This window comes from Sphingomonas parva (ex Maeng et al. 2020), from assembly GCF_004564275.1.
GTDB classification, from domain to species: domain Bacteria; phylum Pseudomonadota; class Alphaproteobacteria; order Sphingomonadales; family Sphingomonadaceae; genus Allosphingosinicella; species Allosphingosinicella parva.
The window spans coordinates 1-12,206 of sequence record NZ_SPDV01000012.1; the positions used below are offsets into that span (position 1 = coordinate 1).

6 protein-coding genes are annotated in these 12,206 nt (G+C 71.1%); 5 read left to right on the plus strand and 1 reads right to left on the minus strand.

The genetic code is table 11. The features are described 5' to 3' along the window. The first annotated feature begins 166 nt into the window (after positions 1 to 166). The 3 genes from malQ (at position 167) to E2493_RS07725 (ending at position 6,765) form a co-directional block, all read left to right on the plus strand. Entirely contained in the window at positions 167 to 2,143 is a 1,977-nt protein-coding gene (gene malQ / locus E2493_RS07715; protein ID WP_135085410.1) for a 4-alpha-glucanotransferase, read from the plus strand. 226 nt (positions 2,144 to 2,369) lie between these two features. Continuing rightward, positions 2,370 to 4,895, plus strand: a complete 2,526-nt coding sequence (gene treY / locus E2493_RS07720; protein WP_135085412.1) for a malto-oligosyltrehalose synthase — start codon at positions 2,370 to 2,372, stop codon at positions 4,893 to 4,895. Positions 4,896 to 5,142: 247 nt separating this feature from the next. Then, entirely contained in the window at positions 5,143 to 6,765 is a 1,623-nt protein-coding gene (locus tag E2493_RS07725) for an alpha-D-glucose phosphate-specific phosphoglucomutase (RefSeq protein WP_135085414.1), read from the plus strand. A gap of 51 nt (positions 6,766 to 6,816) precedes the next feature. Here the strand turns inward: E2493_RS07725 and E2493_RS07730 are convergent, their stop codons facing one another. Next, entirely contained in the window at positions 6,817 to 7,197 is a 381-nt protein-coding gene (locus tag E2493_RS07730; RefSeq protein WP_318531686.1) for an endonuclease domain-containing protein, read from the minus strand. A gap of 334 nt (positions 7,198 to 7,531) precedes the next feature. On the opposite strand from E2493_RS07730, the gene E2493_RS07735 reads away from it, so the two are divergent. Continuing rightward, a complete protein-coding gene (locus E2493_RS07735; RefSeq protein ID WP_225421221.1) occupies positions 7,532 to 9,988 on the plus strand; it encodes a glycogen/starch/alpha-glucan phosphorylase in 2,457 nt (818 codons plus the stop codon). A gap of 38 nt (positions 9,989 to 10,026) precedes the next feature. Further along, positions 10,027 to 12,177, plus strand: a complete 2,151-nt coding sequence (gene glgB, locus E2493_RS07740; protein ID WP_225421222.1) for a 1,4-alpha-glucan branching protein GlgB — start codon at positions 10,027 to 10,029, stop codon at positions 12,175 to 12,177. The last annotated feature ends 29 nt before the right edge of the window (positions 12,178 to 12,206 follow it).

Here is a 12,206-nt window from a genome sequence, read left to right on the forward strand (position 1 = left end):
CGGCCCCTCCACCATGCTTCGCATGGTCCCCCTCCCCATCGCCTGCGGCGACAGGGAGGACTGTCGAGCGAGTCGGCGCCTCATCCTCCCTGTCCGCAAAGCGGATGGGGAGGGGGACCGCACGAAGTGCGGTGGAGGGGCCGGGAGCCTCCCGGGAGGCACGGCAATGACGGATGACGAGGCGCTGCTCGCTCTCGCCGAAGCGGCGGGGGTGCAGGTGCAGTGGAACGACGCGGTCGGGGCGCCGCAGGTGGTGGCGCTGGAGAACGTGCGGCGGATCCTCACGGCGCTGGGGCATGATTGCGCAACCGCCAGCGACTGCGCCGAGGCGATGCGGCGGCTGCGCTCCGATGAGACCCCCTCGTTCGTCACCGCCGATGCGGGCGCGCCGGTGGAGGTGCCGGGGCTCGCCGGGCGGGCGCGGCTGGTGCTCGAGGACGGGAGCGCGCGCGATGTCGATGTCGCGGGGCTGACGATCGACGCGCCGGGCTATCACCGGCTCGAGCATGACGGCGGCGTGGTCACGCTGGCCGTCGCGCCAGCGCGGGCCTGGCCGCTGCCGGTGGCGCGGGGCGGCGGGCGCGCCTGGGGGGCGTCGGTGCAGATCTATGCGCTCAGGACGCGGCGGGCGCTGGGCGATTTCGGCGCGGTCGCGGACTTCGCCGCCGAGGCGGCGGCGCGGGGCGCCGATGCGCTGGCGATCAGCCCGGTCCATGCCCTGTTCTCGGCCGATCCGGAGCGCTGCAGCCCCTATTCGCCGTCGAGCCGCGAGTGGCTCAACCCGCTGCTGATCGATCCCGGCGTGGCCGGCGTCGCCGACAGCATCGGGCCGCAGGCGCCGCCGCTGATCGACTGGGCGGGCGCCGCGCGGGCGCGGCTGGGCGCGCTCGAGCTCGGCTTCCGGCGCGGCTATTCGAACGCCGAGTGGCTGCGCGCCGGCGCCTTCCGCGCCTGGGCCGAACACCAGGGCGAGGCGCTGCGCCGCCACGCTGTGTTCGAGGCGCTGCACGGCCATTTCTTCCGCGAGACCGGCGCAAGGGGCTGGCAGGACTGGCCGGTCGAGTATCGCGACCCCGCCTCGCCGGCGGTGGCCGAATTCGCCGCGAACCATGTTCGCGAGATCGACTTCCAGATGTTCCTGCAATGGGCGGCGGACCTGTCGCTCGGCCGGGCGCAGGGCGCGGCCAAGGACGCGGGGATGACGATCGGGCTGGTCGCCGATCTCGCGGTCGGGCTCGATCCGGGCGGCAGCCACGCCTGGAGCGCGCGCGAGGAATTGCTCTCCGGCCTGTCGATCGGCGCGCCGCCCGACCTGTTCCAGGCGGCGGGGCAGAATTGGGCGCTGACCGGCTTCGCGCCGGACGCTTTGCGCCGCAGCGGCTTCGCGCCGTTCCTGCGCATGCTGCGGACCGCGATGCGCCACGCCGGCGCGATCCGCATCGACCATGCTCTGGGCCTGCGGCGGCTGTGGCTGGTGCCGGAGGGCGGATCGCCGACCGAGGGCGCCTATGTGACCATGCCCGAGGCCGATTTGATGCGGCTGGTCGCGCTCGAATCGCACCGGGCGCGGGTGGCGGTGATCGGCGAGGATCTCGGCGTCATCCCGCCGGGATTCCGCGAGGGGATGATCGCGCGCGGCCTCTACGGCATGCGCGTCCTCCCGTTCGAGCGGCATTGGGACAATGGCTTCCGCCCGCCGCGATGGTGGGACGCGCAGGCGGTGGCGCTGACCTCGACCCACGACCTGCCGCCGGTCGCCGGCTGGTGGCAGGGGCGCGACCTCGACTGGCGCGAGAAGCTGACCGGCGAGACGATGGACGAGGCGCGGGCCGAGCGGGCCGAGGACCGGACCCGGCTGTGGCGCGAGGCGGTCAACGAGGGGCTGGCCGAGGGGCCGGAGCCGGCGCTCGACGATCCGGCGCCGGCGGTCGACGCCGCCTGCGCCTTCGTCGCGGCGACGTCCTGCGCGCTCGCCCTGTTCCCGGCCGAGGATCTGTTCGGGCTCGACGAGGCGCCGAACCTGCCGGGGACGGTCGACGAGCACCCCAACTGGCGGCGGCGGATGCCGGACAATGCGAAGAATTTGTTCAGGGGCGCGGAGGCGAGAGTGAAGAGGATCGACAGCGTGAGGAAGGGGGAATGAGGGTCAGCGTGACCAGTCCTCCCTGTCAGCGCGCAGCGCTGATGGGGAGGGGGACCGCGCGCAGCGCGGTGGAGGGGCAGGGCCCCGCCTCGTTCGACCCGGCCCCTCCACCACCCTTCGGCCGACGGCTGCTCCGCAGCCGGTTGCGGCTCTCGGCATGCCGCTGGCATGCCGCCGCGCCTACACCCCCCTCCCCATCAGCGCTGCGCGCTGACAGGGAGGACTTATGACCACCCCCCTCCCGCCCCGCGCCACGTACCGGCTGCAGTTCCATGCCGGCTTCACCTTTGCCGACGCGCTGCCGCTCGTGCCCTATCTCGACGCGCTCGGGATCAGCCATGTCTATGCCTCGCCGATCGGCACGGCGCGGGCAGGCTCGAACCATGGCTATGACGTGGTCGATCCGACCCGGGTCAATCCGGAGCTCGGCGGCGAGGCGGGGTTCCGGGCGCTGGTTGCGGCGCTGAGGGCGCGGGGGATGGGCCTGATCCTCGACATCGTGCCCAATCACATGGCGGTGGGCGGCAGCGACAATGAATGGTGGCTCGACCTGCTCGAGAAAGGCGAAGCGAGCGACCATGCGAAATTCTTCGACGTCGACTGGGCGCCGGCCGATCCGGCGCTGAAGGGGAAGGTGCTCGCGCCCTTCCTCGGCGCGCCCTACGCCGAGGCGCTGGCGTCGGGAGACCTGGTGCTCGACCAGGATGGGCGCGGCTTCGCGATTGTCGCCTACGGCACCCACCGCTTCCCGATCCGGCGCGAGGATCAGGCGGCGCTGCTCGCCGAGGGCGGGGCGCTGGCGCGGCTCAGGGCGCTGTACGACGGCCGCGACCCGCGCGGTCGCGAGCGGCTCCACGCTTTGCTCGAGCGGCAGCACTGGCGGCTGGCCTGGTGGCGGGTTGCCGGCGACGAGATCAACTGGCGGCGCTTCTTCGAGATCACCGAGCTGGCCGGTCTGAGGGTCGAGGACCCAGCCGTGTTCGACGCGGTCCACGCGCTGCCGCTGCGGCTCTATGCGGAGGGGCTGATCGACGGGGTGCGGATCGACCATGTCGACGGCCTCGCCGATCCCGGCGGCTATTGCCGGCGGCTGCGCGACGCGCTGACGTCGGCGGCGGCCGCACGGCCGGACGACGCGCCGAAGGGACCCGCCTATCTGGTCGTCGAGAAGATCCTCGCCGAGGGCGAGCGGCTGCCCGAGGAATGGGGCACCGACGGGACCAGCGGCTATGACTACATGAACGCGGCGGCGGCCCTGCTCCACGACGCGCGCGGCGCGGAGCCGCTCGGCGCCTTCTGGGCCGAGCTCAGCGGCCGGCCGGCCGATTTCGCCGCGGAGGAGAAAGCGGCGCGGCTCGAGATCCTCGCGCGCAGCTTCTCGGGCCAATTGGCGGCGGCGGTCTCCGCCTTCCACGCGCTGGCCCGCTCGGACCTCGCGACCCGCGACGTCGCGGCCGGGGCGCTGCGCCGGGCGTTGACCTTTTTGCTCTCGGTCTTTCCCGCCTATCGCACCTACGGGCCCGACGCGCCGGCGAGCGACGCCTGGATCCGCGACCGGGCGGCGGCGCGGGCGCGTGACGAGGTCGGACCGGCCGAGGCGCCGCTGGTCGACCTGGTGGTCGGCTGGCTGGCCGGGGAAGGGCCGGGCGACAGGGGGCTGATGCGCGAGGCGGTGCGGCGCTTCCAGCAGCTCTCGGCGCCGGTCTCGGCCAAGGCGGTCGAGGACACGGCTTTCTATCGTTACGGCCGTTTGCTGTCGCGCACCGACGTCGGCTTCGATCCGGCGCGGCTGGCGGCGTCCCCGGAGCATTTCGCCGCGGCGGGCGCGGAGCGGCTGGCGACATTCCCCGATGCGATGCTCGCCACCGCGACCCACGACCACAAGCGCGGCGAGGACGTCCGCGCCCGCCTCGCGGTGCTCAGCGAGCGGCCGGAGCGCTGGATCGAGGCGGCGCGCGAATGGCTGTCCTTGGTGCCGGACGAGGTCGATCGCGGCGACGCCTACGCCCTGCTCCAGACCCTGGTCGGCGCCTGGCCGCTCGACCTCGATCCGGGCGATGCCGAGGGGGTCGGCGCGTTCGCCGAGCGGGTGATCGCCTGGCAGACCAAGGCGCTGCGCGAGGCCAAGCTCCGCTCGTCCTGGACCCAGCCCGACGAGGCCTATGAAGCGGCCTGCGCCGGCCTCGTCCGCCACCTCACCGGCCCGGCCTTCGCCGGCGAGCTCCACGCTTTCGTCGCCGAGATCGAGGCGGCGGGGGCGCTGAACGGCATCGCCCAGGCGGTGCTGCGCTGCACCGTCCCGGGCGTGCCCGATTGCTACCAGGGGACGGAGTTCTGGGACTTCAGCCTGGTCGATCCGGACAACCGCCGGCCGGTCGATTTCGCGGCGCGGGTGGCGGCGCTGGAGCGCGGCGGCGACGGGGGGTGGCGCTCGGGGGCGGTCAAGCAGCGCGCGATCGCCGGCGCGCTGGCGCTGCGCCGCGAGAGCCCGGCGCTGTTCGCGCGCGGCGCGTTCCGGCGGGTCGAGGCGACGGGCCCGCGGGCGGAAAACGTCTTCGCCTTCCTGCGCGAGCGCGAGGGCGAGCGGGTGCTGGTTGCGGTGCCGCTGCACGTCGCCGAGCCGCTGAAGGGCGCGGGGGATCTGCGGATCGCGCCGGCCTGGTGGGGGGAGACGACGATCGAGGTGGATGGCCTGACCTTCTCGGTGGCCGAGCTGTTCGACGAGGCGCCGTGGGCGGTGAGGAGGGTGTGAGGGCGCCTCCGCCCCTTTCTTCTTACCTCCCCGCCCTCGAGGGAGGGGATTGCGGGGTGGGTGGCGGCTGAGGCCCCGCGATGGGGCCGAAGGCGCCATGAGCCGCTCAGGGGCATCGAGCCCCCTCGCGGCTGCCCCACCCCCTACCCCCTCCCCCGATGGGGAGGGGAGGAATAAAGAACTTCCTTGCCCGCAACCGGCGGCGGGGCCAGGCGTTTTCGTGTCGCATCCGGAATGAGAGGCTAGAATGAACCAGGTCGCCACCCGCCCCTATGCCGACCAGAAGCCCGGCACGTCGGGGCTGCGCAAGAAGGTGCGGGTGTTCCAGCAGGAGCATTATGCCGCCAATTTCATCCAGGCGGTGTTCGACGTCGTCGAGGGCAAGGCGGGCGCGGCGCTGGTGATCGGCGGCGACGGCCGCTTCTACAATCGCGAGGTGATCCAGACCGCCATCCGCATGGCGGCGGCGAACGGCTTCGCCCGCGTGATCGTCGGGCGCGGCGGCATCCTCTCGACCCCGGCCGCGTCGCACCTGATCCGGCTGCGCAAGGCGCTCGGCGGCCTGGTGCTCTCGGCCAGCCACAATCCCGGCGGCCCGGACGAGGATTTCGGGATCAAGTACAATGTCTCGAACGGCGGACCGGCGCCCGAAAAGCTGACCGACGCGATCTACGCGCGGACCAGGGAGATCGACCGGCTGCTGATCGCCGACGCGCCGGACGTCGACCTCGACCGCGACGGCGAGAGCCGGGTCGGCGACATGGTCGTCGAGGTGGTCGACCCGGTCGCCGATTATGCCGAGCTGATGGAGAGGCTGTTCGACTTCGCGGCGATAAGGGAGATGATCGCCGGCGGCTTCCGCATCCGCTTCGACGCGATGCACGCGGTGACCGGCCCCTATGCAAGGGAGATCTTCCGCCGCCTCGGGGCGCGGGAGGACAGTGTGGTGAACGGCACGCCTTTGCCCGATTTCGGCGGCCACCACCCCGACCCGAACCTCGTCCACGCTAAGGCGCTGTACGACGAGATGATGGGCGAGGGCGCGCCCGATTTCGGCGCGGCGAGCGACGGCGACGGCGACCGCAACCTGATCATCGGCAAGGGGATGTTCGTCTCGCCGTCGGATTCGCTGGCGGTGCTCGCCGCCAACGCCCATCTCGCCCCGGCCTACCAGGGCGGGATCGCCGGCATCGCCCGCTCGATGCCGACCAGCCAGGCCGCCGACCGGGTGGCCGAGGCGCTCGGCATCGGCCTCTACGAGACTCCGACCGGGTGGAAGTTCTTCGGCAATCTGCTCGACGCGGGGCTGGTGACGATCTGCGGCGAGGAGAGCGCCGGCACCGGCTCGAACCACGTGCGCGAGAAGGACGGGGTCTGGGCGGTGCTGCTCTGGCTCAACGTGCTGGCGAAGCGGCGCGTTTCCGTCGCCGAGATCCTGCGCGACCATTGGGCGCGCTTCGGGCGCAATTATTACGCCCGGCACGATTACGAGGCGCTTGCCGTCGACGCGGCGAACCAGGTGATGGACGGGCTGCGCGCGCGTCTGGGCGGGCTGGCCGGTACGCGGGCGAACGGCCTCGCCGTCGCCGGCGCCGACGATTTCGAATATCTCGACCCGACCGACCAGTCGCTCAGCCGCAACCAGGGGCTGAGGGTGCGGTTCGACGATGGCTCGCGCATCGTCTTCCGCCTGTCCGGCACCGGCACCGAAGGCGCGACCCTGCGCGTCTATCTCGAGCGCTACGAGCCGGCGGGCGGCGACCTCGGCATGGACGTCGGCACCGCGCTGCAGCCGCTGATCGCCGCGGCCGAAGAGCTGGCCGGGATCGCGCGGATCACCGGCCGGGCGCGGCCGGATGTGGTGACGTGAATTGCACTCCTCCCCGTCGCCGCAGGCGAGGGGGAGGGGGACTGCTGGCGCTCAGCGGACTGCTTCGCGGGCGATGGCCGCGACCACCGCCTCCAGGTTGTTCATCACGTCGGCGGCATCGAATCGAATCACGCGAAGACCCTGCGCGGCCATCCAGCCGTCCCGGCGTGCGTCCTGCCGGGGTCGATTGCCCAGGCCGTGAGCGGCGTCGTCCACCTCGATGACGAGCTTCGCCGCGGCACAGTAGAAGTCGGCCACGAACGGACCGAGGGGGTGCTGGCGACGGAACTTCCGGCCGGCAGGGCGAGTCCTCAGCGCCCGCCAGAGCAGATGCTCAGGAGGGCTCATCGACCTGCGCAAAGCCCGGGCCCTGAGCACGGCGGCATTTGTCGGTGACTCCATAGCCCTCGACCCCGCGGAAGCCCGCCGCATTCAGCCTCCCTGCGCGCAGCGCGGGGAGGGGGACCAGCCGGAGCGCAGCGACGGATGGTGGAGGGGTAGATTACCCCATCGCCACGTGGTGCGCCATGGAGTGCAGGTTCGGCTTTTCCTCGCGGCGGACTCGCATTACCCCTCCACCAGCCTTCGCCTGCGGCTACGGCTGGTCCCCCTCCCCGTCCGCGGGGCGGACGGGGAGGATTGCGCGTAAGCACAATTCCAACATTGCGGGGGTCATGACGTCACCCTAGGCTGCGCGCTTTGTGCTTTTGCCGGGAATTCCATGGGCTATCATCGTTTCACCGCCAGCCAGTTGGGAGAGGGCGCCGTGAGCCAGCTCGCTTTGCCGTCGCAGGACGAGGATGTGGCGGCGCTCCGGCGGCTGATCGTCGGCAAGCTGGCCTATTCGGTCGGCAAGGACCCGATCGCGGCGCGCGAGCACGACTGGTTCCTGGCGACGTGCCTGGCGGTGCGCGACCGGACCATCGAGCGCTGGATGGCCTCGACCCGCACCACCAAGGCCGAGAAGAAGAAGCGCGTCTATTATCTCAGCCTCGAGTTCCTGATCGGCCGGATGCTGATGGACTCGCTGAACAACCTCGGTCTCACCGAGACGATGCGGGCGGCGCTCGCCGAACTCGGCGTCGACCTCGAGGCGCTGCGCAGCCTCGAGCCCGATCCGGCGCTGGGCAACGGCGGCCTCGGCCGGCTCGCCGCCTGCTACATGGAATCGATGGCGAGCCTCGGCATCCCGGCGCACGGCTACGGCATCCGCTACGAGAACGGCCTGTTCCGCCAGGTCATCCAGGACGGCTGGCAGCAGGAATTCCCCGACACCTGGCTGACCCATCGCAATCCCTGGGAGTTCGAGCGGCCCGAGATCGCCATCCCGATCGGCTTCGGCGGCACGGTCGAGGCGGTCCATGCCGACGGCACCGACGGCCACGGCCCGGCGGCCTGGACGCCGGCCGAGACGGTCGACGCCATCGCCTACGACACGCCGGTGGTCGGCTGGCGCGGCCGGCACGTCAACACGCTGCGCCTGTGGTCGGCGCGCGCGCCCGATCCGCTGCGGCTCGACGCCTTCAACCGCGGCGACCATGTCGGCGCGCTCGAGGCGCGGGCGCGGGCCGAGGCGATCAGCCAGGTGCTCTATCCGTCCGACGAGAGCTCGGCCGGCGAGGAATTGCGGCTGCGCCAGGAATATTTCTTCGCCTCGGCCTCGCTCCAGGACCTGATCCGCCGCCATCTCGACAGCGAGCCGATCGACACCCTGCCCGACCAGGTCGCGATCCAGCTCAACGACACCCATCCTGCGATCGGCGTCGCCGAGATGATGCGGCTGCTCGTCGACGTGCACCATGTCGGCTGGGAAAAGGCCTGGGACATCACCACCCGCGTCTTCTCCTACACCAACCACACCCTGCTGCCCGAGGCGCTGGAGAGCTGGCCGGTGCCGCTGATGGAGCGGCTGCTGCCGCGCCACATGCAGATCATCTATTTGATCAACGCGCTCCACCTCGATCGTTTGCGCAAGCAGGGCGCCGGCGACGAGGCGACGCTCGCCGCCGTGTCGCTGATCGACGAGCACGGCCCGCGGCGGGTGCGGATGGGCGCGCTGTCCTTCCTCGGCTCGCACCGGGTGAACGGCGTCTCCGCGCTGCACACCGAGCTGATGAAGGAGACGGTGTTCCGCGACTTCCACGCGCATTTCCCGGGGCGGATCGTCAACAAGACCAACGGCATCACCTTCCGGCGCTGGCTGCACGAGGCCAATCCGGGGCTGACCCGGCTGCTGGTCGACGTCGCAGGCCCGCAGGTGCTCGACGATCCGGAGCGGATGGCGCGCCTCGCCGAGCACGCGCACGACACGGCGCTGCACGGCCGGCTGGCGGCGGTGCGCCGGGCGAACAAGGAGAGGCTGGCGGCGATCATCGACGAGCGCTGCGGCGTGCGCGTCGATCCGGACGCGATGTTCGACGTCCAGATCAAGCGCATTCACGAATACAAGCGCCAGCTGCTCAACATCCTCGAGACGGTGGCGCTCTACGGCGCGATGCGGGCCCATCCGACCGCCGACTGGACGCCACGGGTCAAGATCTTCGCCGGCAAGGCGGCGGCGAGCTACCACCAGGCGAAACTGATCATCAAACTGGCGGGCGACGTCGCCCGGGTGGTGAATGCCGATGCGACGCTGCGCGGGCGGCTAAAGGTCGCGTTCCTGCCGAACTACAACGTCAGCCTGGCCGAGCGGATCATCCCGGCCTCCGACCTTTCGGAGCAGATCTCGACCGCCGGCATGGAGGCCTCGGGCACCGGCAACATGAAGCTGGCGCTGAACGGCGCGCTGACCATCGGCACATTGGACGGCGCCAACATCGAGATCCTCGAGCATGTCGGCCAGGACAACATCTTCATCTTCGGCATGACCGCGGCCGAGGTCGAGGCGCGCCGGGCGGCCGGGCTCGACATGCGCGAGACGATCGCCGCCTCGCCGACGCTGGCCCAGGCGCTGGACGAGATCGGCTCCGGCCGCTTCTCGCCCGACGAGCCGGAACGCTACCGCGGCCTGATCGACGCGATCACCTTCCACGATCATTTCCTGGTCTCGGCCGATTTCGACGCTTATGCGGCGAAGCAGGCCGAGGTGGCGACTCGCTGGCGCGACCCGAAAGGCTGGTGGACGAGCGCGATGATGAACATATCGCAGATGGGTTGGTTCTCCTCGGATCGTGCCATTCGGGAATATGCGGAGGACATCTGGAACGTACCGCCGGGAAGATAGGAAAGAGCGCCGCCGCCTGGCGGATCTCCGAGGCCGAGGTGGCCGCGATCGCGGCCGCCCGCCATGCGGACCCGTTCGCGATCCTCGGGCCGCACAAGCACGAGGCGGGGACCGTCGTCCGGGCCTTCGTTCCCGGCGCCGAGCGGCTCACCCTGATCGACGGCAGAGGCAAGACGCTCGGATCGCTCGAGCGGGTCCATGACGACGGGTTCTTCGAGGGGCTGATCGCGGGGGATCTCGCGGCGTACCGCTTTCGCGCCGAGCGCGGCGAGGAGGCCTGGGAGCTGGCCGACGCCTATCGCTTCGGGCCGGTGCTCGGGCCGCTCGACGACCATCTGCTCGGCGAGGGTGCGCACCGCCGCCTGTGGGAGAGGCTCGGCGCCCATCCGATCGTCCATGAGGGCGTCGCCGGCGTCGCCTTCGCGGTGTGGGCGCCGAACGCGCGCCGGGTCGCGGTGGTCGGCGACTTCAACCGCTGGGACGGGCGCCGCCATCCGATGCGCAAGCGAGTCGACAGCGGCATCTGGGAGATCTTCGTCCCCGAGCTCGAAGCCCGGGAAGGCTATAAATACGAGATCATCGGTCCCGGCGGCGAATTGCTGCCGCTAAAGGCCGATCCGGTCGGCATGGGCTCGGAGCTGAGGCCGGGCACCGCCTCGGTGGTCGAGCGGCTCGACGCCTTTCCCGAGGCGCGGGGAGCCTATGCGGGCGCGGCCGATCCGCGGCGGGCGCCGATGTCGATCTACGAGGTCCATCTCGGCTCGTGGCAGCGCCGGCCGGACGGCGGCTTCAACAGCTACGACATGCTCGCCGAGCGGCTCGTGCCCTATGCGGCGGAGATGGGCTTCACCCATCTCGAGTTCCTGCCGGTCTCCGAGCATCCGCTCGACGACAGCTGGGGCTACCAGCCGATCGGCATGTTCGCGCCGACCCGGCGGTTCGGCGATCCCGCCGGCTTCGGCCGCCTGGTCCGCGCCGCGCACGACGCCGGCCTGGGCGTGATCCTCGACTGGGTGCCGGCGCATTTCCCCTGCGACGTCCACGGCCTCGCGCGTTTCGACGGCACCCATCTCTACGACCATCCCGATCCACGCCGCGGCTTCCACCCCGACTGGCGGACGGCGATCTACGATTTCGGCCGGCGCGAGGTGGTCAATTACCTGATCGCCAACGCGCTCTACTGGCTGGAGGTGTTCGGCATCGACGGCCTGCGCGTCGATGCGGTCGCCTCGATGCTCTACCTCGATTATTCGCGTGCCGCCGGCGAATGGGTGCCGAACGCCGAGGGCGGGCGCGAGAATCGCGAGGCCGAGGCGTTCCTGCGCGAGCTTAACGCGATCCTCTACGGCGCTTTTCCCGACCGGATGACGATCGCCGAGGAATCGACCGCCTGGCCCGGCGTCTCGGCCCCGGTCCATGCCGGCGGGCTCGGCTTCGGCTTCAAGTGGAACATGGGCTGGATGAACGACACGCTCGACTATGTGTCGCGCGAGCCGGTCCACCGCCGCTTCCACCACCACCAGCTCACCTTCGGGCTGCACTACGCCTTTTCGGAGAACTTCATCCTGCCGCTGAGCCACGACGAGGTGGTGCACGGCAAGAAGTCGATCGTCGGGCGGATGCCGGGCGACCGCTGGCAGCAATTCGCCACCGCCCGCGCTTATTACGGCTTCATGTGGGGCCATCCCGGCAAGAAATTGCTGTTCATGGGCCAGGAGTTCGGCCAGCTGAAGGAATGGGCGTTCGGCACCGAGCTCGACTGGCATCTGCTCGGCGAGCCGCTCCACGCCGGCCTGAAGGCGGCGGTGACGGAGTTGAACCGGCTGCACAGGAGCGTCCCGGCACTCCACGCCCGCGACTGCGAGGGCGAGGGCTTCCGCTGGATCGTCGCCGACGACGCCGACCAGTCGGTGCTCGCCTGGCTGCGCTTCGGCGGCCCCGGCGATCCGCCGGTGGCGGTGGTCAGCAATTTCACCCCGGTGCCGCGGCACCTCTATCGCATCGGCCTGCCGTCCGCGGGCCGCTGGCGCGAGATCTTCAACTCGGACGCGGCGGTCTACGGCGGCAGCGACATGGGCAATCTCGGCAGCGTCGTCGCGGCCGAGCACCCGGCGCACGGCCTTCCCGCGTCGGCGGAGATCACCATACCCCCGCTTTCCACCCTGTACCTCACGCCCGGAGACGCATGAAACCAGCGCCAAGGTGGACGGTTGGACGT

Bases quoted from the DNA above. Each gene is read 5' to 3' on its own strand.
- malQ (WP_135085410.1), top strand. From the start codon at position 167: ATGACGGATGACGAGGCGCTGCTCGCTCTCGCCGAAGCGGCGGGGGTG.
- E2493_RS07725 (WP_135085414.1), top strand. From the start codon at position 5,143: ATGAACCAGGTCGCCACCCGCCCCTATGCCGACCAGAAGCCCGGCACG.
- E2493_RS07730 (WP_318531686.1), bottom strand. From the start codon at position 7,197: ATGCGGCGGGCTTCCGCGGGGTCGAGGGCTATGGAGTCACCGACAAAT.
- treY (WP_135085412.1), top strand. From the start codon at position 2,370: ATGACCACCCCCCTCCCGCCCCGCGCCACGTACCGGCTGCAGTTCCAT.